The organism is Sphingobacterium faecium (assembly GCF_003054045.1).
GTDB classification, from domain to species: domain Bacteria; phylum Bacteroidota; class Bacteroidia; order Sphingobacteriales; family Sphingobacteriaceae; genus Sphingobacterium; species Sphingobacterium faecium.
Genome location: NZ_QBKH01000003.1, coordinates 270773 through 297271, shown reverse-complemented (window position 1 = coordinate 297271; position 26499 = coordinate 270773). Strand labels below are relative to the sequence as shown.

The following is a 26499-nucleotide window of genomic DNA, read 5'->3' as shown; positions in this document are numbered from 1 at the left end:
TGATGTATAGGCTAGTCCTTAACAAAGGGATATATCATGCCCCAATCACCATATCTGTATTTGGCGTGAAAATCATGAGTTCTACAACCAAGCTTTAGGCCTATCCTTAACCATATCAAATTAACTAGCCTCATCTCCTATAAATAAAACATATTTTTCTGTTTCCAAGATTTCCAATCTAACAATTCGAGTATTTTTTTAGCTCTATAAAAACATCTTATTTATAGAGAGTCAATTTCCGGAATTTGTTTATTCAACTTAATTTCAGTATCTTACAGAAATGTGATTAAAAAACTGAGATTACGCTACGTCCTCGTTCATTGATAACGACATCTCTTCTTCTATCTTTCTGGCTTTAGGCAGATCGTCTGCACTTAGCGATTCTTGCTCTTCGTAGTGAGCAGGATCAACGATTTATTACATTTTTATATTCAGTATGAAACTAAACATTATGGTCAGCTACCCGAAGAAGACCTCTACTCCAGTCCATGTTCATTATAGCATTATTCAACAAGGAAATTTTAAAACCATCACCTGTGCAGTACCCAGTATCGCGGAGATTCCAACCTGGTTAGAACTGCGCAAATTTGAACTTGTTGCAATGAAATATAACGGCAATTTTGAGCTTCTCTTTGAGCATAGGAAGTATGAAAAGAATATGGATACGGTACTCTTTATGGACAAAGTTTTTGAAAGCATTATCGCTGTTTCAAATTAATTTCCAATAGTACCATGACCTATCGTTCCAAAAATTAAAGTCCAAAAAAAGATATCCCACAGTGATTGGATGATATCTTTTTTTTCAATCATACTCAAAAAAAACATGCCCATCATTAAAAATAGGGCTCATGAATCAAGATGGCTGCGCGTCCCAGTAGAACGGGAATGCCGATCTGTTGGCCATGTCGTGTTTTCATCCGTGCTTGGTAACCCACACTTTTTGATTTGTAAAAGAAAAGATACCCGATCGTTCCATTTAATTTGATTAAACTTTATACTCTTGCTATGACTTTATTGTTTTGACACTGCGAAGATGACCATCCATCCAAAAGCGGTAGCTCCAAAAGCGGAGATAACCGGAAATATGGGGAATAAATACCGTTTTTACTTCATTTCATGCCATAAAAATCTAAACGATCAGGAATAAAACTTATTTCTATAGGAAAAACTTATTTTAGTAAATGACTAACCAATAACAGCATTTTTCTGGAGAGGAATTAAACCTGATTTGCAAAAATTAAAGTGCAATGCCGCATCGGTCAAGTAGATGCTATGCATCAATAAAGCATGGCATAAGCATATGTAAAGCATAGATAGTGCATAGATACAGTATTAAAACAGGGTGTTTGATACACTTACTATGCACTTACTATACACTTATCCGATGTCAATACCGCACATAGGCAAACAAGCCTTACCCATACATTATGATAGCTTGATACTTGCATAGCAAATGCTTTGATAGGGAATGTCTGTCTATGGTAACCCACCATCCATATTCATTCACAGGATGATCTGGTCAAAAGATCATGCCTCAAAGTAAACTTACAATGAAAAATAAATATCATCTATGATCTATCCCAAAGAAGCAACTGCGATCTTGGGACGCACGGAAAATCACTTGGTTTGTTTAAAATGCATTAAAATCCCATTCTCCCCGATATGATCTACTCCTCATCAAATTAGCGGAATAATTATTAAACTCTTCTTTTTCTGGATTCCATTTTAAATCCTTTTGCAATTCATATGCGATATTCACGGCATTACAAACCGAACTTGTGCGATGCCCGATCTCAACGTCACATATGGGTTTTGACCTTTTCTTAATTGCATCTATCCAGTCTTGATAATGGTTATCACTGTGATAAACAAGTTTATCTTGTGCAGTCAACTTTAAAGAGGCTAAACGCTCTGGACTTGTTCGTAAAAAGGAACGGCTCACTTCGATCTTACCTTCTGTACCAATAAACTGTATAGCATTGTGCTCTCCCCAAGGCGTATGATTGACTTTTACTCCATTTTTATAAATAAATGAAAGGCCATGTTGAGCCATCGGTTTTTTAGGTGGGAGAAATAACTCTGGTCCGCTTCGATCCATATCCAAAGCCCATTGTACGATATCAAACATATGCGCACCCCAATCTGTAATATAACCACCACCAAAATCACGATACCATCTCCAACCAGCCCACTCTGGATCTTCTAACCTTGGGGCTAATATCGGATGATATCCACGATACATAGATGGTCCTACCCACATATCCCAGTCTAGTTCCTTTGGAACTGGCATCGTTGGTAAATCACATTGTTTCACCGGTTCTCCAATAGCTACATTTACTTCCTTCACCTGCCCTATATACCCATTTCGTATCAGATTCACTGCTTGTCTAAAATTGTAAGAAGATCTTTGCATGCTTCCTGTTTGAAAAACTCGATCATACTTTCTACTCGCATTAACCATCGCTCGGCCTTCAGCAATGGTCAATGCTAGAGGTTTTTCGCAATAGATATCCTTTCCTGCACGAGCTGCATCTACGGCAACTTGTGCATGCCAATGATCGGGAGTAGCAATGACCACAGCATCAATATCTTTTCGTTCCAATAGCTCGCGATATAACCCATAACCTTTCATTTGAATGGATGGTTTTCTCAAAGTTGTTTGCGTTTTGGTCGTCTCTAAAATGAAATTGTTCAACTTTTTAGAATCGACATCAGATGCCGCATGTATCAATACCTCTTTGCAATTCGCTAAACCATTCATAAGGGTATAAGATTGTTTACCTACTCCGATATATGCCAGATTGATCCGATCACTAGGTGCTATAAAATTTGCTCCTCCCAATACCGATCGGGGAACAATTGTAAAAGCCAAACTAGCTTTCACACTTTTATCTATAAAATCTCTCCTATTCATAATTAGTATATACTTGGTTAAGTCCTTTATAGGTCTATATTTTAATATTTTTGATCTATATGATTTTTATTTATGTCATTAAACTTTTTAATAATGACGGTTTTCCGCTATAGGTTTAGTTTAAATAAGCATACCTTAAGATTACTAAATCTAAATTTTAGGGTATGTATAGCCGTTATGGTAAGCTGCAGCTAAATATCTATTGGCCTCTTTATCTGAAAATTGTTGTTTCTCTTTATTCCAATACAACTTTTTACCTGTTCTATAAGCAATATTTCCCATTTGTGATAAAATGGCAATATGGGCACCAGCTTCAATTGGTGCTTTGAGTATAGTTCTGTTTTGTGTAAAGATCGCTTCCACAAAATTGTTCATATGTCTTTCCAATCCATCGTCTTTTGCTTTTTGTAGTGGAACTGCTTCCATTCGATTACCTTCTGGCAATACTTCCCAACCTTGTCTATTGAGCACTAAAGTTCCGTTGTTACCTATAAAAGCGACTCCATGTCCTTTGTTATAGGGGCCCTGGTCAATTCCAATAGCATGCTCCCACTGCACGTTAAAACCATCGAATTCATATAAAGTAGTCAAGGTATCTGGAGTCTCCTCTACATCATCAGGGTAGGCAAATTTACCTCCTGCTGCCATTATTGAACGTGGATCAGAAACATTCATCCCGATGAGTGCAAAATCTAACATATGTACTCCCCAATCTGTCATCAAGCCACCTGCATAATCCCAAAACCAACGAAAATTAAAATGAAATCGATTCCGATTAAATGGTCTTTTAGGAGCGGGACCTAGCCATCGGTCATAGTGTACTCCAGATGGAATTGCAGTATCTGGTAAAATTGGAACATCTTTCTTCCAACCTAGGTATGCCCAAACTTTAACCATCCGCACTTTACCTAGACTACCACCATGTAAAAATTTCATTGCATCTTCAAAATGCTGTTGGCTGCGTTGCCACTGCCCTACCTGAACAATTGCATTGTGTTTTTGAGCAGCAGTCACCATGACCTCACATTCTTTGACTGAATTGCCTATTGGTTTTTCTATATAAACATGTTTACCTGCTTTTACAGCATCTACCATCATCAAGCAATGCCAATGATCGGGTGTCGCAATAATAACTGCATCCACATTTTTATCTTTTAATAAGTCCCTGTAATCAATGTAAGATTGAACCTTTATATTACGTTTATCCAATTCAGCAACACGCTGATTAAGCACGTTTTCATCGACATCACACAGTGCTGTACAAATCACATTTTTATTTTTCAATATTGCCATTAAATTAGACCACCCCATTCCATTCACACCGATCACAGCAACACGGATTTTTTTTGTTTCGGCAAGTCCATGAGTTCCTTGAAATAAGAATGCAGATGCAGCTAATAATGTTGACGCTTTAAGAAATTTTTGTCTATTCATGATCATATAGAATAGCTAATTTTTAAAAGGCACATGAAAATGCTATAAATTTATCATTAATTGAAAAGCTTATAACTTTCCAGTTCATGGTATCCTTAATTAAAAATCAGCTGATTTCAGGTTTTTGTTTAGTTTATAATTTCTAATATAGAAAAAATAATGCTTGACTCAAACTGCTGAAGATTAGCCTATTTCATAAAAACATAGATCATGATAATTAAACAACATCATCATGACCTCATAAATCTTGATTTTATTGATAGTGAGTGCTCTTTTTAAAGAAAACAAAGAGACCTATTATTCGATGTATGTGTTCTTAATATATTAAATAAGTTACAAAACTAACGTCTCTTAAACTCGATTTATCGGGTTTTATAATTTCAGGGTCACAGCATGACAATTATTAAAATTTGCAGAAAGGATTTATTTAAATTACTAAAACGCATTAGCATTAGTGAATACATGAGGAAAATTGTAATTTTACGATAGATATAAACCAAAATAACCACCTCAAATACGCTATGACTTGATTGTATATTGCGTAAGAGAGGATAACAAATAATTTAGAATGAAGATAGCCTTATTTATTACATTCCTAGCCATACATACTCATCTTTATGCCCAAGAGAATGTAAGCATTTGTGAACCAATCAGTCTCAAATGCGAACATTTAAACAATCCTATGGGTGTAGATATCCCGAATCCCAGATTGACATGGATGCTTAAAGATACACGACAAGGCGCTATGCAGACAGCATACCAGCTCTTAGTCGGTACAGATTCAATTGCTGTTAGTAATAATATAGGTGAGCACTGGGATACAGGTAAGCAGTCTAAATCTGACATTATTGTTTCATATAAGGGTAAAAGGCTAGATCCATTAACGAAGTATTATTGGAAGGTCAATGTATGGGACAAAAACGGAAAACCAAGTTCTTCGGAAATTTCAACTTTTGAAACAGGGATGATGGGACGATCGAATTGGAAAGGTTCATGGATAAGCGATCATCATGATATTCATCACAAACAAGCACCTTATTTCAGAAAGGCATTTGAAATAAAAAAAACAATTCAATCTGCACGAGCATATATTGCGGCGGCAGGATTATATGAGCTGTCTTTAAATGGAGAAAAGGTGGGTAAAAATTGGCTTGATCCGATGTATACGCGTTTCGACAAACGCACACTATACGTTGTACATGATGTTACAAAACAATTGCAATCGGGTAAAAATGCTATTGGAGTTATTCTGGGAAATGGTTGGTACAATCACCAATCTCTCGCAGTATGGGATTTCGATAAAGCACCGTGGAGAAATCGTCCTGCATTTTGTATGGATTTGCGTATTGTCTACACAGATGGTACCGAAGAAACGGTTGTATCTGAACAAGATTGGAAGACTTCTTCTGGACCAATTACTTATAATAGTATTTATACTGGCGAGCACTATGATGCAAGATTAGAACAAGAAGATTGGAATAAAGCTCATTTTAATGACTCAAAATGGAAAGGTGTGAAATATCGGAGTGCTCCTGCAGAACTTATTATTTCGCAACAAACGGTACCAATTCGATTGATCACCCCCTATTCACCAATTTCCATCAAAAAAATAGATGATAAAACTTATGTCTTTGACATGGGGCAAAATATGGCAGGTGTAACGGAAGTGAAAGCAAAGGGAGCTGCTGGAACAGTACTGAAAATAAAACATGGGGAACGTCTGGATGATCATGGCCGAATTAATTTATCTAATATCGATGTTTATTTTCGCGGAGATAAGTCTATAGATCCCTTCCAAACGGATATCTTCACATTAAGTGGTAAAAAAGAGGATGAATTTATTCCTAAATTTAATTATAAAGGATTTCGCTATGTTGAGATAAATAGTACGGAACCTATTTCGCTTCAAGATTTAAAAATTACTTCTTATTTCATGCATAGTGATGTTGATGCACTTGGGGAAGTCAAAACATCTTCGAAACTGGTCAATGACCTTTGGAAAGTAACCAATAACGCTTATCTTTCTAATTTAATGGGGTATCCAACAGATTGTCCACAAAGAGAAAAAAATGGTTGGACAGGCGATGGACATCTCGCTATTGAAACTGCTTTATACAATTTTGATGGCATTACAGTTTATGAAAAGTGGTTAGCTGATCATCGTGATGAACAACAACCAAATGGGGTACTGCCCGATATTATTCCCACAGGAGGATGGGGATATGGCACGGCAAATGGGTTGGACTGGACCAGTACAATCGCCATTATCCCATGGCAAATATATCTATTTTACGGAGATAGTAGGCTTTTGGAGGATTGTTATGAAAATATAAAACGCTATGTTAACTACGTGTCGCGCATTAGTCCAGAGGGACTAACTACTTTTGGTAGAGGAGATTGGGTACCTGTTAAATCAACATCCAATCTTGAGCTTACCTCTTCTATCTATTTCTACGTTGATGCGACCATATTGGCATCTGCAGCAAAGCTATTTGGCAAACAGGATGATTATGTGAAATATAATGCTTTAAGTAAAAAAATCAAAAGTGCCATCAATAATAAATTTTTAGATGTATCAACTGGAATTTATGCAAGCGGAACGCAAACAGAATTAAGTATGCCGTTGCATTGGGACGTAGTCCCTGAAGACATGAGGTCTAAGGTTGCGTTCAATCTGAACAAGAAAGTTGAAGAAACAAATTTCCATCTGGATGTTGGTGTTTTGGGAGCAAAAGCTCTATTAAATGCTTTAAAAAACAATGGTTATGAAGAAACTGCATATCAAGTTGCTGTACAAGACACTTACCCTTCATGGGGCTGGTGGGTTGTGAATGGAGCTACTACATTGTTGGAAAATTGGGACCTGGCATCTGAAAGAGATATCTCGGATAACCATATGATGTTTGGTGAAATAGGTAGCTGGTTCTTTAAGTCTCTGGGAGGTATTTTACCTGACACTGATCAACCGGGATTTAAACATATTTTATTAAAGCCGATATTCCCGCGTACACTCGATCAATCTGAAGTGACGCACCGATCAGCCTATGGTACAATTGTCTCCAAGTGGAAAAAAAACAAGAAGACCATAACCTATGATGTTGTGATACCGGCTAATGCTACAGCTACATTTTATCCTCCAACGAATATAAAAGACCAAGCAACTATACAACTGGGTTCAGGTAAACATCAACTTATCTTTAAGCTAATATAAATTATAACTTGTTCAAATTGGATGATCAGGTCCAAGAAGTATGGGGTAAATTCATATCATTGAATATGTAAATTGCATGATCAAAAGAACCTTTTTATTACTAATTTTATACAAAAAAGGCCGTTTAAGATTAATCTTAAACGGCCTTTTTTGTATCTTGATCTATTCTTGGAAAGATACTCCATTACTTCGATAAACTTTCATCAAAGAACAGGTATACTGAATAATAATAAGTTTTCTTATTGAACTCTAAAATTACTTCCCGATACAAAATTTTGAAAATATATTATCAAGTAAATCATCTGTTGATACCGATCCTGTAATTTCTCCTAAGTGATATAAAGATTGACGGATATCCATGGCTAAAAAGTCAGATGTTACAGGATTATCAATACCATAAAGCACACGTTCTAAGGATGAACGTGTATGTTGCAGGGCTTCTACATGTCGAATGTTGGTCACTAAAACGTCATCCGTATTTAAATTGGCCAGATTTACTTGTGCCAATAGCTCATCTTTAAGTTCTTCCACACCTATTTGCTCTTTTGCAGATATATACAACGGTTTAAGGAGCTCATAGTGTAGTTTTTGTTCTTGTGTAAGCAAATCTGCTTTATTAATTATCGTAACAAACGGGATATTTAATACCGAAACTTCGGTGATCTGATTTTGAATATCTTGCACTTGATCTTGGGTCGGATCAAATAGATAGATGATCAAACGTGCCTGCTTCATTTTCTCGCGCGTGCGCTCAACGCCTTTGGCTTCGATCACATCTATTGTTTCGCGAATACCAGCTGTATCAATAAATCGAAATGTAATCCCTTTGATATTTATTTCATCTTCAATCGTATCTCTTGTGGTACCAGCAATATCGGATACAATGGCGCGCTCTTCATTTAATAAAGCATTCAATAAAGTCGATTTACCCACATTAGGCTTACCCGCAATTACTACTGGTACTCCATTCTTCAGTACGTTTCCTTGTTCAAATGACGAAATCAATTTGCTCACCACTTGATTAATCTCTTTTATCAAACTTTTCAATTGATCACGGTTTGCAAATTCAACATCTTCTTCAGAAAAATCTAATTCCAATTCGATTAAGGATGCGAAATGGATCAAGTCGTCCCGTAACTTTTTCAATTGATTAGAGAAACCTCCCCGCATCTGCTGCATCGCAATCTGATGAGAAGCTGCAGAGTTTGATGCAATCAAATCTGCAACAGCTTCTGCTTGAGAAAGGTCCATCCCACCATTCAAAAAAGCACGAAGTGTAAACTCTCCAGCTTTAGCAGCGCGAGCTCCCTTTTTAATCAGTAAGCTCATGACTCTTTCAATAATATACTTTGAATTATGTGTAGAAATTTCTACCACATTTTCTTTAGTATAGGAATTGGGGCCAACAAATAGTGAAACCAACACTTCATCAATGATCTCCTGACCGTCACGTATCGTACCAAAATGAAGGGTATGTGAGGGTTGTTTCAATAAATCTTTTCCTCTAAATACCTGATTGGTAATCACAATAGCATCTTTTCCTGAAAGACGAATTACTGCAATAGCACCATTACCACTTGCTGTGGCTAATGCCACAATTGTTTCTTGTTCCAAAATAGGGTGTTCAGACATGTTGCAAAGATAAGGATTACTGCTGTAGTTCATGGGCTAATGATTACAAATTGATACATTTGTGATCATGAATAGTGAATAGATATCAAATAGCTCTTTTGAGGTTCTAAAATGATATAAGTCTATGTCTATAATTTACACTTTTTCTAAAGTTCTGTATTAAAACCTGATGAATCACTATGAGAATAAGTTTCAAATTATAGTCATTCTATAAGCTCATTAGGGTAAATAGAGATTCGCTATTTGAATAACTCGTGAATTCAAAATAGATATAGACGTTAATATTTGATTATACTAACCCCAAATCAAACAACCCAACACTGATAACTAGTCCTTAAAATATAAAAGCATCTCTGGCACGGAGATGCTTTTATATTTTAAGGACTTATGATCGATTATTTAATTTCGTAAATAAGTTTATTTTCAATCATCCTATTGTTATACTGTTGTTCAAAAGCTTTGAACTTGGTTTGCATCGTATCTAGAACAAGTGGTGGTTGTTTTAATAAATCTTGTTTCATGAAACGATCTTCTTTAAGATTATGTAATGATAGATTTTTCCTCCCATCATTAATCAACAGATAATCTTTGTAGTAAAAATTATAAATTCCTGCATTATTATTCACTACAAAATTTTCTTTTGTAGGGTTCAATGCATCAAACCCAAAAGCAAAATAAGGTTTATCGTAATGTAAATAATTCAAAACGGTTGGCATAATATCAATTTGCTGTGCTAACTTATCACTTCTGCCTTTTAATTCCCCTCCTGGAGTATATAGGATAATAGGAATAGCAAAGCTATTGGCAGCTGTTTGATATTCTGGCAAAGCACTTACAGTTGCATGATCGGCACAGATGACAAACAGGGTATTTCTGTACCAAGGCATGGTAGCTGCTGTTTTAAAAAATTGACGTAAGGCATTATCCGTATATCCAATTGGTTCCTGAACAGGTAAGGGTCCTTTTGGAAAAACTCCTTCATACTTTGCTGGAACTTTAAAAGGATGATGCGAAGATAGTGAAAAGAAACTGGCAAAAAATGGTTGCTTAAAGGTATTGATTTCCTTTGCCATATATTGCATAAAAGGTTCATCCCAAATGCCCCATATACCATCAAAATCTGCATCATTATTATATTCATTTTTACCATAGTAATGTTGGATACCTGCTAATTTCATATAAGCTGAAAATCCCATACTACCATTTGGAGCTCCATGAAAGAATGCTGTCTCATAGCCTTCATCCCCCAATAATTTAGCAATACTGGTCGTTTTATTACCTGAATATACCGAAAGTACAAAGGGTTCTCCTATCGAAGGAATGCCTGTTATAACAGAAGGGAGTGCATCAATTGATTTACGTCCATTTGCATAGGTATGTTCAAATGTATAACCTTCACGTATCAATGAATCTAAAAATGGTGTATATCCCTTATACTTACCGCCTTGAATATCTTTATTTAGTTCTCCAAAATGTTCTTTCGCAAAGCTTTCTAAAATTAAAAAGACCACATTCATCTTTCTAAATGATGCTTTACCTTGTGGGTAATGAATCGGATTATATTGGGCTGTTAATTCTTGATCAGTATAAGTATGAATTGGTTTCAGATTAACAGCTTTCAATGTTTTCATTAAGCTGAAAGGTGTATTCAGCACAATATTCATCTCTTCAGGATTTGTTACATAGTCCCCTGCATTACTCAATGTAATGGGTCTAGTACTATGTGCCCATCCACCGCGAACTCCACCTATAAATAGAAAAATAGCAAGTAAAAAACAAGCGGATTGAATACCATATGCAGCCCACTTAAAGGATAGCGGTCTAACTATATATACTAGATCATAGATCTTTACTAAGATATAAATCAATACGACAAGTAGCACGATCAGGTACCAATAGTCCAGACAAAAATCAAGAGCTAAAGATCCTAGATTTTGTTCATGTGAAAACTGATCGAATACTGTACCAGTAGTTCTCTTCAAAGTAAAAGGATAATATGCGAAATCAACTAAGTTTAAGGCAATGCCTATTGAATTGGTGATGATAAAAATCTTTTTCGCGATATTTTGATAAACTGTACTATATTTAAATGGAGCTGGTATAATCTGCATCAATAAATACAGCACATTTAAATATAATAATGCTACAATATCAAATTTGACTCCTCCCCAAAACATGTATAACAATTGATCAGCACTGATATTCGGAAATAACGAATAATTAAACCAATAAAATCCAAATCTTAAAAAAGCGTAAATCAACAGCAACATCAGGAATCGAATCAACAAACCCAAATATGGTGCAAATGAACCTTTCAACTTTATCATATTTTCTGACTAATATTTTAAAAACTCTTTGTACACTTCCTGATAATAAGCTTTTCCGATATTCAGCAAACTATCTGTTTTCGATTGGGAATAATCACTATGTTGTTTATAATTGATGATTTTTCCTACATTATCGAAACTGACAACCTGTTTTGGTGTAATCACACCAAAAGCATCTTTTGAATTGTAAAATGCAATTTGCGGTGTTGTAGGATTTAATAAATCTCGACTCCAATGGTATCTTTCCGAAGGAAGGTTTAATTGATGCAATAAAGTAGACACTATATCAGTCTGGTTACCAATTTGTTCAATTTTCTTACCTCTAAACTCAGGTTTAATAACGTCGCCAAAAAATAAAAGTGGAATATGAAAGCGATGCGGATTTGACAACTCCCATTTTTCAGCAGGAAGTCGATGTCCATGATCTGCAACGACAACAAATAACGTATTTTTGTACCAGCTTTTACTTTTTGCTTGATTGATAAAGTCATACACGACAGAATCTGTATAAAAAGCTGTACTTCTAAATTTATCAGCATTGGTTTTAGTTCCGAATTTATAACCATCCGGTAAGTTAAAGGGCTCGTGATTGATTAATGTAAAAATAGTGGAGAAAAAGGGTGTTTTTTCAGTATCAAAATCATGCAACATTCGATTGAAAACAACATGATCATAAACTCCCCATGATGCTCTTGCCGCATCTACTCCAAAGTTAGCATTATCAACAACTTTCGAAACGCCATGCGTGAGCATGTATGACTTAAAATTATAAAATTCACTTTGCCCACCGTGATAAAATGATCCATGATAACCTGCGGTGCTAAGTTCTTGACCAACTGCGGGTAAGTTTTCATGTTTATCGATATACTTAATAATACTTTCCGGTCCTTGGGCAGGAAAAGCACTAAAGATACCAATCATACCTTTATCTGATCGATCTGCAGCGGCATAAACATGATCAAAAAATACACCCTGATTAATGAGCTTTTCGAAATTAGGGGTGATTCCTTTTTCTCCACCCATGGATTCAATCAAACCACCCACAAAACTTTCCAACATAATGACAACAATATTTGGTCGCTTTGTGGTTAATATGGAAACAGATGAATCTGGATTTGATAGGAATGCTGGTTTTAATACAGCATGTACCTGTGACTCATCATCATAAAAATGATAAGGACTCTTTAAACGGGTACTTTTAGAGAAATAATCACGTAATAATGCCCATTGTGTATTTACAGCTGCATGATTATAGAAACTTTGTTCAGAGAAATAAGCTTTACTAGGGTTTAGAGTAGCTCTTCCATATCCACCTCTTATGAAGGTAAATAATAAAAGGGCTCCCAAAATTAATTTGATCGTATTCTGACGTGGCAATATAATATTATAAAAATGAACTTTTTTGAACATCCATCTATATAAAAAATAGCCTACTACAATACCTATGATCATGCCAAAAACAGGAAAAAAAACAGGTGTCGATTCAGCAGAAGCTACAGCTCCAGAAGGCGATGCCAAAAAGGCGTCAATGGCCCGCTTTGAAATCTTGTCTCCCCACTCTCTGTAAATGTTGATATTAATAAAAGATACAACAAAGTAAATGACCAATAAACTAATGGTATAAATATCTAAAACCTTCCTTTTAAAGCGTTTATGTGGTATAAAAGATAAGATACAATAAATAACAAAAGGAATAACACAGATGTATGCTACTGCTGAAAAATCTAAACTAAGACCATGATAATAGATTTTAAAAACATCAAAAAAGTGCTTGGATCCAATTTTATCATAAAAAGCACTTATAAAAAGTAATCGATCAATAAAGCATATGATAAGCCAAAATAAAAAATACTGAGTCAAGGCCTTCAACTCACTGGCAATTTTGTTCATTTTTAGTATTTAATTAAAACACGCAAATGTACGCTATTTCAATAATAATTGATTGGATTGTGAAGATTATGTTATAAAAATATTACGATATCATCAATAATTTCATAACATGATGCTTTAAGATTAGATTATAAAATAAAAACCAAGTTATCAATAAGTTAAACCTCTATTCAACAGCCAATACGAAATCGTACGATAATACCTCCAATTCACCTAATTTACTCTTCCCAGAAATCTTGAAAAACAGTCCAAACACCATTTTTTGAAATAGCAATATTAAACTTCAATAAAACAACTAAAATCGTTAAATTTGCAAACGATTTTGAAAAAAAATTATCATGAGTATAGCAAAAACTTACAATCCTAAAGAAGCTGAAGACAAATGGTACAGCTATTGGATGGAGAATGGATTTTTCCGTTCTACACCCGATGAGCGTGAACCGTATACTATCGTAATGCCTCCTCCAAACGTCACTGGCGTATTGCACATGGGACATATGCTGAACAATACTATTCAAGATGTATTGATTCGTCGCGCACGTATGCAAGGTAAAAATGCATGTTGGGTCCCTGGTACCGACCATGCATCGATTGCTACTGAAGCTAAAGTTGTAGCTATGTTAAAAGAACAAGGAATTGATAAAAAATCATTATCTCGCGAAGATTTTCTTAAGCATGCATGGGAGTGGAAAGAAAAATACGGTGGTATTATACTAAAACAATTGGAAAAATTAGGTGCTTCTTGTGATTGGGAGCGCACGAAATTCACCATGGATGCTGATCTTTCCGAATCGGTTATCGATACCTTTATTAAATTCTATAAAGAAGGTTATATCTACCGTGGTGTCCGTATGGTAAACTGGGATCCTCAAGGAAAAACAGCTTTATCTGATGAGGAGGTAATCCGTCGGGAAGTGAATCAAAAATTATATTACATCCGCTATAATATAAAGGATTCGAATGAATTCATCATCATTGCAACGACTCGTCCGGAGACGATCATGGCAGATGCTGCCATCTGTATCAATCCTAGTGATGAACGCTATACACATCTAAAAGGTAAAACGGTAATCATCCCTTTAATAAATCGGGAAATTCCAATCATAGAAGATGAATATGTGGACATAGAGTTTGGAACGGGTTGCCTTAAAGTAACTCCTGCTCACGATTTAAATGATTATGCTTTAGGTCAAAAGCATAATTTAGAGATTATCGATTTATTAAACGATGATGGAACATTAAATGCTCATGCTCAAATATTAGTAGGTGAAGACCGTTTTATCGCTCGTAAAAAGATTGCAAAACTTTTAGAAGAAGTGGACCAAATCGAAAAAATCGAAGATTACAAGTCTCAAGTAGGTTTCTCCGAACGTACGGATGCTGCAATTGAACCAAAGCTATCGATGCAATGGTGGTGCAAAATGGATAAATTGGCACAACCAGCACTTGATTATGTTGTCAGTGGAGAGGTTAATCTAATTCCTGATAAATTTACATCCAGCTATAAACATTGGATGGAAAATGTCAAAGATTGGTGTATTTCCCGCCAATTATGGTGGGGACAACGTATACCAGCTTGGTATAATGAGAAAAATGAATGGGTGGTTGCCAAAACTGAATCTGAAGCTATTACAGAATTTGAATCACAAGGAAAAGTTTCATCAAATATCCGTCAGGAAGAAGATGTTCTTGATACTTGGTTTTCATCTGGTTTATGGCCAATGTCGGTTTTTGATGGCGTTCGCAATCCTGAAAATGAAGAATTTAATTATTACTATCCTACCAATGATCTGGTTACAGCTCCTGAAATTCTATTTTTCTGGGTAGCACGTATGATGATTATGGGACATGAATATACTGGTAAAGCTCCTTTCAAAAATGTATATTTAACTGGTATCGTTCGTGATAAACTAGGACGTAAAATGTCTAAATCGTTGGGTAACTCTCCTGATCCTATCGAATTAATGGCACAATACGGAACAGATGGAGTACGTGTAGGTATGTTGCTATCTTCTCCTGCTGGAAATGACTTAATGTTTGATGTGTCGTATTGTGAACAAGGTCGTAATTTTGCGAATAAAATCTGGAATGCATTTCGCTTAGTTAAAGGATGGGAGACCGCAAATACTCCTGCAAATGAAGCTCAGAAAACTGCTGCAAAATGGTTTGAAAGTAAATTTAATGCTACATTAATAGAGATAGAAGATCATTTTAACCATTACCGCTTATCGGATGCCTTAATGTCAACTTATAAATTGGTATGGGATGATTTCTGTGCCTGGTACTTAGAATTGGTAAAACCAGCATATCAAGCTCCTATTGAGATGGAAACTTTTGAAGTCGTAAAAGGATTTTTCAAACGTATACTGACATTGGTACATCCATTTATGCCTTTCTTATCTGAAGAATTATGGCATGATGAATTATTCGGAGAACGCGATGTGAAAGATTGTATTATCGTTGCTGAATATCCAAAGGGAGGTAATATCGATCAAAAAATTATTAAAGAATTCACTTTTGTACAACAGATCATATCTGAAGTTCGGAATATCCGCAATACCAAACAAATCTCTCCTAAGATTGCCTTGCCTCTAGCCATCAATGCAACAGAGATTGACTTTACGAATTATCAAGAAAGCATCATCAAATTGGCCAATATTGAGCAATTAACTTTTGTTCAAGAGAAAGTCGCTGGAGCAGTTAGTTTCTTGGCAGGTAAAGAAGAATGTTATGTCGCTCTTGAAGAAAACATAGATGTGGACGCTGAACGCGAAAGGATAACAAAAGAAATTGACTATTTAAAAGGCTTCTTGTTTTCTGTAGACAAGAAGTTATCGAATGAAAGGTTCGTTCAAAATGCGAAACCTGAAATTATTCAAAATGAACAAAATAAAAAAGCTGATGCTGAATCCAAGATGAAAATATTAGCAGAAAGCTTGGCAAGTTTATCCTAATTCATTTATTAAAAATATAATTTGCCCCAAAAAGCTATACACTTTTTGGGGCATTTTTTATGCACTGTCGACCAATTGCAATAACAATCTTAGTGGTTAACAAAAATTATCATGGAAAAATAAATAGTCAAAACCGTAACTATTTTTGGACTAAGATTTGTAACCAAAATTGGAGTTTACACGCTAAATGAAGTTTTAAAAATAAGTCACTAAAAAAATGAAAAAAACAATCACGCTATTGATATTCTCCTTGACCATTTTATTGATTCATGCACAGGAGCAACCTGCTGCTTATGCTTTGAACGAAGAGTATAACTTATGGAATCTTCAAAAAGGTGACACAACTTATGTATTTGCTGAAATGGCTTATATTCGAGAAAATGCAGATACAAAATCTAAACTAGTAGATTCTCTTCAAGAAGGTAAAATGGTTATTATTAAAAGCGACGGATACAATGGTAGTACCATAAGAGGATTTTATGCTCCATGGCATAAAATAAGCTATGTAAAAGATAATGTTAAAAAAGAAGGTTTCATTTGGCTAGGTTTGTTAGCTCTTAATAGTGTACATAATCAAGATGGGGAACAGTTTCTATATGGTTTCAAAAAATTTAGACCATCTACAGAAAATTCAGCATCTTACTATGATGCTGAAATCAAAGTCTTTGATCGAGAAAAAAAAGTCATTGCGCGCGCTTCATATCAAGCAGAAGTAAACGATCAAACTGGTACCGATACTAAGATCTTAGGAGCAATGGGATTAAAAAACATTAAAAATATTCATCGTTCAGCTTTTTTAGGTGAAGCATGTGGAATAGCTACCCAATATTACTATTTTGCATGGAATGGTCAAGAACTCATTCATTTTCCAAGTAAAATGACCATTTCTGACGCAGGAGTATTTTATCGTGAAGAAACCATATTATTTCCTTCAGAACATAAAGGTGATCCGACGATGATTTATAAAAAAATAGTAGAGGCTGAGAATACCGATGACAATTTGGATGAACCTAATTATAAAGAAACTAAAAGTCAGATTAAGTATAGGTGGGATGGTTATATTTTAAGCGAGCTGATTGAATTGAAGTAAATCAAGCCCTATGATCGCACACTTCTTTTACCTTTTAATAGCATCTATTCGCCGATATTTTCAATAGTCTTACCTAAAACAAGCTAATGTCCAGTAAAATAGAATTTATATTTGAACAAGTTTTAAAAATAAAAGATATGATTTTAATAGCTGTATTATTACCTTGGTTGTCCTTTTTTTTAAGAGGGAAAATTTTTTCTGGAATTTTATGTTTGATTTTGCAGTGTACGCTTATCGGTTGGTTGCCCGCAGCAATATGGGCGGTAGCATCAAGGGTAGATGGTAAAAATAAATCCAGATTTAATGAATTTAAGCGCGAACACCGCTTTTAAAATTTTCTCTATAATTACTGATGAAAAATGGTTATATTTAAAAGTTATCAATTAAAAATCAAAACATTATGAGTATTAAAGAAACATTTTCGATTACTGGTGAAAATCTATTAAAGAAGATTAAAGAACTCATTGCTGATGGAAACGTAACTAAGATTAGTATTTCTGATAAATCAGGGAAAGAAATAATGAGTTTTCCTGTTACAGTGGGTGCTATAGGGCTTATATTTGCCCCCATATTTGCGGCAGTTGGAGCTATGGCTGCACTACTGACCGAGTGTAAAATAACGGTCGAAAGGAAGGATAAAGATGAGAATGATCAAGACAATCCTGATACTTCTCAACATATTGAGGTTAACTAATATAGTGAGAACTTATGGTTCTCACTATATTAGTTAACTCTCTACTCGCCTAGTAGGGTATCTTTTACTTCTACTTTCTTCCAATACTTACTATACTGATCAATACCTGCCAGATGATCCGGGTGGGTCTCATATTTCGTTATTGCTTCTATATTGGCAAATGTCAACATAATATGGTATGAAAATGTATTATCTACAACTGGTCGTGGATTTGTCGCTGCTGGTTTCCCGATATGACAAGATTCTATTCCTGGCACTTTCTTTAAAATTTCAAAAAAATTTAAAAAATCCTTTTCTTCTTCTTTATTGATTCCATCTTTTAGCCAAAAATAAACACTATGAAAAATAAATCCTGGAGAAAAGCCTGCGTGTGTATTTTTCATTTGTGATTTGTCTTCAGAATTTAAGCATGAAGTGAATATAGTACCCCCAACGCCTGCTAGCGCCAATGAACTTAAAAATTTTTTTCTTTCCATTTGTTTAATGTTGATTTTAACGAATATACACAGAAAAAAATAAATTATCAATCTTGCCAAAACCTAGATAATAGTATGCTATTTTTGTGGAATTAAGGCATTATTTTTGATTAACATCGCTAAGATTGAAAAATTAACCTCCAATATACAATTAAATGGGGTTATATTAACATATCATTCAACCTTAAAAAGTTTATAAAATAATGAGCAAAGTATAAACATAATTACCTGTTTTACGTTATAATATTAAATTAGGGGTTTACAAAAGACTAGAATATATTTTGAATAAATTTAGCCGTATCGCATTAAAGACCCTATTATGGATCATTGGATCTGTAATTGGACTCATACTTCTCGTTATTTTTTTAATTCGACTTCCTTCTGTGCAAACTTATATTGCAGGAAAAGTAACGACTTATGTGGAGGGAAAAATAGGAACACCCGTCCGCATTGGACGTGTTAATATAGAATTTCCTAAAAAACTTGTTTTAGAGAATATCTATCTTGAAGATCAATCCAAGGACACCCTAGTTGCGGGAGAAGCAATAAAGGTAGATATCAATATGATAAAATTGCTTAAAAGTACAGTCGAGATTCAACAATTGGAAGCTACGGGTATAACAGCAAAAATTCGTAGGTCCATGCCCGATAGCAGTTTCAATTTTGATTATATAATTAAGGCATTTGCCAGTCCCGAAACTACTAAAGCCAAAACCGACACTACTTCGGCAATGGTATTCAATATGGATAAAGTCATATTTGACCGTTTTCACGTTGTTTATGCAGATGATGTTATCGGTACAAATGCCGATGTCTATTTAAAACATTTTGATACGCGGATCAAGAAATTTGACCTAACAAAAAATATGGCATTTGATATGCCAAAAATTAATATTGATGGTTTGGGTGCTATCATAACACAATGGAATCCTACAGACGAAGGCGACGGTCCTAGTGTTGAAGATTTTGGAATTACAGATCCCACTACTATTGCTACTTCTCTTTTACCTGATATTGGTATCAACATCGCAGACCTGAGAAATATAAATGTTCACTATGAGGATAAATCATCCAAACTGAGAACAAAATTTTCTATTCAAAAACTATATGCTGATATCAATAGTATCGATCTTAATAAAGAAGTTGTTGATATAAAAAAAATAAGTTTAGAAGGATCTGATTCACAAGTTTTTTTTGATAAAATAGCAAAAGCAACTCTACCTAAAACTGAAAGTAACACTACAGCATCAACTCCTAGTAAAGTAAATTGGGTTGTTTCTGTTTCTGATATCAACATCAACAATACCAACGTTTGGTATAAAGATGACAATCAGGCTCGCATGAAGGGATTTGATTATTTCAATATTAAAATCCCCGCGATCAATACAGCGATGACGGACTTGTTCTACAGTGCAGACTCTATCAGTGGATCGTTAAAGTCTCTAACAGCAAAAGATCATTCTGGTTTCGAAATTAAAAGCTTAAAAGGTGATTTCATCTATACCAATACGGGTGCTGAAATCAAAAATCTATATGCAGCAACAGCTAAAACATTATTACAAGATTATATTAAGATATCCTATCCATCTTTGGAAGCCATATCGGAAAAACCGGAACTACTAACTGTCAATGCCAATATAAAAAAGAGTCACGTTGATATGCGCGATATTTATTATTTCGCACCTTTCTTGGATACGATGGAGATCATGCATCCGTTAATGAATAAAAAATTCAACATCGACGGAAAAGTAATTGGGAAATTGAATGACCTCAATATCCCCCACCTGGACTTCAGTACATTATCGAATACAAAAGTAATTGCCAGCGCCAGAATCAAGGGACTTCCTGATGTTGACAAGATGTCCATCGACCTTACGCTCAAAAAATTCACTACTGGACGATCTGATATTGAACAGCTCGTTGCTAAATCCCTGTTCCCCAAAAACCTTGAACTTCCAAATGCTATTGGGCTAACGGGAACATTTAAGGGTGGAATGCAATCATTCAATACCAACTTGGCACTGGTTACAGAAAAAGGAACTGCCAAAGTGAATGGTAAATTTGATATGTCAAAGCGTGATACAACATATGATGCTTTTGTATCCATTAAGGACTTTGATATTGGCAAGATCCTAAAACAGGATTCTGTATTAGGTATTTTATCTTTTGAAGCCAATGTAAAAGGTCACGGACTTGATCCTAAGAAAGCAATAGCTAACGTAGATGGCAAACTGATTCAACTGGAGGCACTTGGATACCGTTACCATGATATAGACATGAACATGAGTGCCAATGCAGGTGATATTGAAGCGAATGTCAGCAGTGTTGATCCTAATATCAAATTTAATTTAAATGCTGATGCTGATATGAGTCAAAAGTATCCAAAAGTTAATTTTGAATTGATGGTGGATAGTGTCAATCTGCAAAATTTAAAATTGATGGAGGATGACTTTCGCTATCATGGTAAATTGGTTGGACATTTTGAAACTGCAGATCCAAATTATTTGAATGGGGAAGCACATGTCATTAATTCGTCTATTGCTTATAATAACGACCGTTATAGTGTTGATAGTATTTCACTAATTGCTAGATCAGATAGTAGCTCTAATCTTTTAATGTTAAAATCGGCATTTTTGAACGCCCATTTAGTTGGTAAATATAAATTGATGGAATTGGGTACTGCTATCCAGGATATTGTATATGTATATTACCAACCCGGGGCACCAGTTGTCCTTCCAAAATATGAGGATCAGCAATTCGAATTTTCAGCGCAGTTGACCAGAACCAAATTTATCAAAGAATTTTTACCTGATCTTACTGAGATGAAAGACATTACGTTGGATGGTATGTTTAACAGTAAGAGTAAATTGATTCAAGCTAAACTCAACGCTCCAAAAATTGTTTATGCAGGTACGGATATCAATAGTGTATCTCTTGATCTCACAACTGTTGATAGTACGATGTACTATTCAGCTCTTATCAATAAAATTAAAGTAAGTAACATTGAATTGATCAATACTGTTTTTAGCGGTAAGGTCATTAAAAATAATCTTGATTTTGGCCTATGGATTAAAGATAAACAAGATAAAGAACAATATCATTTAGGTGCTAATATGAAAGTCGACCGTGGAAACTTTCTCTTTAGCTTACTCGAAAACGGATTAATGCTAAATTATGAAAAATGGAATGTCGATAGCACGAATGTTATTTCGTTTGGAAATGCAGGTATTCAGGCACATAACTTCATTCTTGAAAACAACGGACAATTATTAGAAATTAAATCACAAGATAGTGTCTTAAACTCTCCTATCGACCTCGTTTTCAAAAATTTCAGAATTGAAACCTTAAGTAAAATGATCGCTGCAGATGATATGAATTTAGGAGGTGGTATTAATGGACAAGCAACCATTTCGCGTCTGGAAAGCAATCCTGTTTTTGTATCTGATATCGGAATTGACAAGTTTTACTTAGGGACAGATACCATTGGTAATGTCAACATTAAAGTCAATAATGAAAAAGAAAATACTTATGCAGCAAATGTGAGTATTACTGAAAATGGTAATAACGTAAGTTTAATCGGTGAATTTATAAGTCCTCCAAAAGGGGTGGCAACATTTGATGCTATTCTAAACATCGCCCCATTAAAGATGAAAACCATCCAGGCATTTAGCTTTGGTTATTTAAAAGAATCTAAGGGAGATGTTGAGGGACAATTAAAAATATCAGGAACGACTGATAAGCCTGTAATCAATGGTGATTTAAATTTCAATAAGGCAGAATTTAATGTGTCTATGCTGAATGCAGCATTTTTCATTGATAATGAAAAAATTACCTTTAATAATAGAGGCATTACATTATCCGACTTCAACATTAAAGATAAAAAAGGAAATAGTGGCGATATGAATGGTACTATTTTGACTCAAAACTACATAGATTATGATTTTAATTTAAATCTTAAAACAGATAATTTTGAGGTTGTGAACTCTACTCGACAAGATAATGATCTATTTTTCGGTAAGATGTACGTTTCTTCAGATTTACGAATACGAGGCACGCTTGATAAGCCTGTTGTTGATGGAAATATCAAGGTTCAAGATAAAACTGATTTTGTCTTCATTATGCCAAATGATGAGCCTGGAATGGTGGAAAGAAAAGGTGTAGTAGAATTTGTGGATAAAAGCGATACAACAAGGACTAATGTTTTTGCTAAATTAGATTCACTAACGACAACTAAACTTACAGGGATAGATGTTACTTTAAATTTACAAACAGATAAAAATGCTAAATTTAAAGTCATCTTGGATGAAGGTTCTCAAGACGCGTTGAATATTCAAGGTGAGGCTGAATTAAATGCCGGAATCGATGCGAGTAATAAAATTACCATGTCAGGTACTTATACCGTAGAAAAAGGAAGCTATTCCTTCTCATTTGGACCTGTAAAACGTGAATTCTTATTTAAAGAAGGCAGCACAATTACTTGGGCAGGCGATCCATTAGACGCACGATTGGATATTACTGCAGTATATAAAGTAAAAGCTCCTACGCTAGAACTTGTACAAACTCAACTGGGTGCAGAGAACTCCAATCTTTACAAACAACGTGTTCCTTTTAATGTGAATCTATTGATAACAGAACAACTTTTTGAACCTAAATTGGGATTTGATATTGACTTGGATGAAAATAATGCAATCGCCTCTCAAGATGTTGTAAGTAAGGTTAACAATGCCCTTTCGCAGCTTCGTACAGATCCCTCAGAAATCAATAAACAAGTTTTCTCTTTGATCGTTTTAGGCCGATTTATGGCTTCCAACCCATTTGAAAGCTTATCCGGTGGTGGTGGCGTTGAATCGATGGCACGAAATAGCGTAAGTTCGTTACTCACTTCGCAATTAAATCGCTTGGCATCTGACCTTATTAAAGGAGTTGAATTAGATTTTGACTTACAATCGGAACAAGATTTTACGACTGGAGTTGGAGAGACGCGTACTGATTTAAATATTGGGGTTTCAAAAATGTTATTCAATGATCGTTTAAAGATAACGATTGGTTCTAATTTTGAGGTTGAAGGTAATTCAAGACCTGGGGAACAGGCTGCTAATATCGCTGGCGATATCAGTCTAGATTATCAATTGTCACCAGATGGACGCTATTTTGCACGTGTGTACCGTAAAAATCAGTATCAAGTAACTCTTCAGGGACAATATGTAGAAACGGGTATTGGATTTATCATCAATATGAGCTACAATAAATTTAAAGAAATTTGGATGAATTCTAAAAAGCTAAACGAATATAATTCTGGCAGCAAAAGTTTTAGAAAACGTTTTGATGTAGAGCGAATGGAAACAGATTCGGTTTATCGTGATAGCGTCAGGTATGTGATACGTGATAGCATAATGCGTAACGATCCTAAAAAATACAAGGAACGCTATGATAATCAAAAACCAAAAATACAAAAGACAGATTCAAATAATAAAACTGATTCGACAAATCAGAAAGTAGATACAATAGGAGAAAAAGTGATTAGAAATGAAGAAAGGGAGAAGAATGAAAAATAGTAATCAATTTATAGCTTTCGTTTTATTATTGGGGCTTTTCATTGCTTCTTGTTCAACAACTAAAAATTTAAAAGAAGGTCAATCCTTATACGTTGACGGTCATGTTGACATTGAGTCAGATACGATTCCTAAAGAACAAAAAAAGATATTAGCGACACATTTGGAACAAGTGCTTATGCCAAAACCAAATAAATCATTATTTGGATGGCGTTATAAACTAGCTTTCAATAATATGGCTGGTGATTCAGTTGGAAGAAATTTCATAAAGAAGCAATTGAAAAAAATGGGGGAAGAGCCTGTTCTGTTAAGTGATGTTAACCGAGAATACAATGAGAACTTACTTCGGAATCGACTAGAAAATATCGGTTTTTTTAATGCTGAGGTTAAATCTGATACAACCATTAAAGATAAAGAAGCGACTATTCACTATATTGCTACAACCAATTTAATCTACCGAATAAAATCAGTCAAATTTGACGTGGATAGCGCCACCCAGCTTGGTCAAGATATATTGCAATCACGTGAAAAATCACTCTTAATAGTGGGTAAACATTATGATCTCGATGATATATTAAATGAACGCGACCGAATAGACAATGAACTCAAAAAGATTGGTTATTATTATTTTAGCCCTGATTATTTATTGGTACAAGTGGATAGCACCATTGGAAACAATAAAGTAAATTTGTATGTAACCCTTAAACCTGAAACACCAGAGATTGCTAAAGTGCCATCTAAAATCAATAATATATACATCTATCCAAATTATACAGATGCCGGAACAGGTTATCAGCGTACCCCTCGTAATGCCGAACTATTTGATAGTTCGTATTATTTTATAGATAGGCAAAACACCTTCAGAAAACCCGTTCTTGCCAATCATATTTTCTTCAAAAAAGGGGATCTTTATAACCGTGATGCACATAACAAGACGATTAGTCATCTTGTCAATTTAAACAGTTTCAAATTTGTTAAAAACAATTTTGTAGATAGTAAGGATATTAAAAATGGATTAGATGTTTACTACTACCTTACTCCTCTTCCTAAAAAATCAATTCGGGTGGAGCTTTTAGGTAAAATGGCATCCGTCTATAATGGTACGGAGCTTAATGTAAACTGGCAACTGCACAATGCATTTAAAGGAGCTGAATTACTTAGTCTCAATGTATTTGGTGGTTACGAAACGCAGACGGGGGGAAGTGTTAGCTTAAATTCAAGCTATTATCGCTATGGAGCTGATCTTACCTTGACACTACCCCGTATTCTGTCACCTTTTAAAATAGATCCGAGTCGTAGGTACATACCAAAAACATATATTAAAACAGGGTTTGAATTCTTGAATAGAACCAAAGCTTATACTTTACGTTCTCTCAAACTCGACTACGGTTATATTTGGCAAGAATCACAAGAAAAACAACATGATCTAGGATTATTAGAAATCACTTATGTACAACCTAGTCGTGTGTCTGATGAATATAAAGCTCAACTGGATACTGTGCCTACGCTAAGACATGCTATTGAGCCGCAATTCACCATAGGTCCAAACTACAATTTCACCTTGTCAAATACGATGAATAAAACTCTAAAAAACACTTTTTATTTTAAAGGAAATTTAGATTTATCGGGCAATGTTTTGGGACTTCTTAAGGGTGCGAACTATAATGAAGGCAAGACTTTTAAACTATTTAACGCTTACTTTTCTCAATATATTAAAGTAAGTGGTGATGGTAGACACTATCTCAAATTGAGTGAGAATTCTCAATTGGCTTCTCGCGTTAGTGTGGGTTTAAGTTATTCCTATGGAAACTCACGTGCACTCCCCTATTTAAAACAATATTATGTGGGTGGTCCTAATAGTATCCGAGCATTTGCAGCACGTGCAATCGGTCCTGGAACTTTGAAACCTCAGAATATTGGTACGGACAAATTTTATGCGGATCAAACCGGTGATATCAAATTGGAGCTCAATACTGAATATCGTGCTAAACTTGCAGGATTTGTACACTGGGCAGCGTTTATTGACGCGGGTAATGTGTGGTTGCAAAATACGGATGATGAAAAACCTGGAGCAAAGTTTAGTAAAGATTTCCTAACAGAATTGGCTGTTGGCGGTGGACTAGGTTTAAGATTTGACTTTACTTTTTTAATTTTAAGAACAGATTTTTCAATTCCATTCCGTATCCCCTACTTAGAAAAAGGAGATCGTTGGGTATTTAAAGATATCGATTTGGGAAGTAGCCAATGGCGAAAAAACAATTTGATGTTTAATTTAGCTATCGGCTATCCATTCTAAATAAAAGGGAGAACGAAAGTTTCTCCCTT

At 34.9% G+C, this 26499-nt stretch carries 14 protein-coding genes; 8 read left to right on the top strand and 6 right to left on the bottom strand.

What is annotated here, in order from left to right:
* Positions 1-436 precede the first annotated feature (436 nt).
* Positions 437-718, top strand: coding sequence for a hypothetical protein (locus C8N37_RS09375; RefSeq protein WP_108158669.1), 282 nt, complete (start codon positions 437-439; stop codon positions 716-718).
* A gap of 912 nt (positions 719-1630) precedes the next feature.
* On the opposite strand, the gene C8N37_RS09370 is transcribed toward C8N37_RS09375, so the two are convergent.
* Positions 1631-2914: a Gfo/Idh/MocA family protein gene (locus C8N37_RS09370; RefSeq protein WP_108158668.1), complete on the bottom strand. Its 1284-nt coding sequence runs from the start codon at positions 2912-2914 to the stop codon at positions 1631-1633.
* A 150-nt stretch (positions 2915-3064) separates the two neighbouring features.
* On the bottom strand, positions 3065-4348 hold the full coding sequence (locus C8N37_RS09365; RefSeq protein WP_108159052.1) for a Gfo/Idh/MocA family protein: 1284 nt from the start codon (positions 4346-4348) through the stop codon (positions 3065-3067).
* 568 nt (positions 4349-4916) lie between these two features.
* Here C8N37_RS09365 and C8N37_RS09360 point away from each other — a divergent pair.
* Positions 4917-7559: an alpha-L-rhamnosidase gene (locus C8N37_RS09360; protein WP_108158667.1), complete on the top strand. Its 2643-nt coding sequence runs from the start codon at positions 4917-4919 to the stop codon at positions 7557-7559.
* 255 nt (positions 7560-7814) lie between these two features.
* Here C8N37_RS09360 and mnmE read toward each other — a convergent pair whose 3' ends face one another.
* The 3 genes from mnmE to C8N37_RS09345 form a co-directional block, all read right to left on the bottom strand.
* Positions 7815-9191 carry a tRNA uridine-5-carboxymethylaminomethyl(34) synthesis GTPase MnmE gene (gene mnmE, locus C8N37_RS09355; protein WP_108158666.1) on the bottom strand — a complete coding sequence of 459 codons (1377 nt, stop codon included), beginning with the start codon at positions 9189-9191 and terminating at the stop codon, positions 7815-7817.
* Positions 9192-9586: 395 nt separating this feature from the next.
* Entirely contained in the window at positions 9587-11518 is a 1932-nt protein-coding gene (locus C8N37_RS09350) for an LTA synthase family protein (RefSeq protein ID WP_108158665.1), read from the bottom strand.
* 9 nt (positions 11519-11527) lie between these two features.
* Positions 11528-13408 (bottom strand): LTA synthase family protein, encoded by a 1881-nt coding sequence (locus C8N37_RS09345; protein ID WP_108158664.1) that lies wholly within the window; start codon positions 13406-13408, stop codon positions 11528-11530.
* Between the two features lie 338 nt (positions 13409-13746).
* On the opposite strand from C8N37_RS09345, the gene C8N37_RS09340 reads away from it, so the two are divergent.
* The 4 genes from C8N37_RS09340 to C8N37_RS09325 all read left to right on the top strand — a co-directional run bounded on the left by C8N37_RS09340 (position 13747) and on the right by C8N37_RS09325 (position 18146).
* Positions 13747-16362: a valine--tRNA ligase gene (locus C8N37_RS09340; protein ID WP_108158663.1), complete on the top strand. Its 2616-nt coding sequence runs from the start codon at positions 13747-13749 to the stop codon at positions 16360-16362.
* A 217-nt stretch (positions 16363-16579) separates the two neighbouring features.
* Positions 16580-17452 (top strand): hypothetical protein, encoded by an 873-nt coding sequence (locus tag C8N37_RS09335; RefSeq protein ID WP_108158662.1) that lies wholly within the window; start codon positions 16580-16582, stop codon positions 17450-17452.
* Between the two features lie 137 nt (positions 17453-17589).
* Positions 17590-17784, top strand: a complete 195-nt coding sequence (locus tag C8N37_RS09330; protein WP_108159051.1) for a YqaE/Pmp3 family membrane protein — start codon at positions 17590-17592, stop codon at positions 17782-17784.
* 68 nt (positions 17785-17852) lie between these two features.
* On the top strand, positions 17853-18146 hold the full coding sequence (locus tag C8N37_RS09325; RefSeq protein ID WP_108158661.1) for a DUF4342 domain-containing protein: 294 nt from the start codon (positions 17853-17855) through the stop codon (positions 18144-18146).
* A 41-nt stretch (positions 18147-18187) separates the two neighbouring features.
* Here the strand turns inward: C8N37_RS09325 and C8N37_RS09320 are convergent, their stop codons facing one another.
* Positions 18188-18622: a Dabb family protein gene (locus C8N37_RS09320; protein WP_108158660.1), complete on the bottom strand. Its 435-nt coding sequence runs from the start codon at positions 18620-18622 to the stop codon at positions 18188-18190.
* A 281-nt stretch (positions 18623-18903) separates the two neighbouring features.
* Between C8N37_RS09320 and C8N37_RS09315 the strand changes: the two genes are divergently transcribed.
* Together C8N37_RS09315 and tamL are read left to right on the top strand one after the other, a co-directional pair.
* Complete coding sequence (locus C8N37_RS09315) at positions 18904-24177, top strand: translocation/assembly module TamB (RefSeq protein ID WP_108158659.1); 5274 nt, start codon at positions 18904-18906, stop codon at positions 24175-24177.
* Entirely contained in the window at positions 24167-26470 is a 2304-nt protein-coding gene (gene tamL / locus C8N37_RS09310; protein WP_244914382.1) for a translocation and assembly module lipoprotein TamL, read from the top strand. Before C8N37_RS09315 ends, tamL begins: the two co-directional genes overlap by 11 nt.
* Positions 26471-26499: the final 29 nt, after the last annotated feature.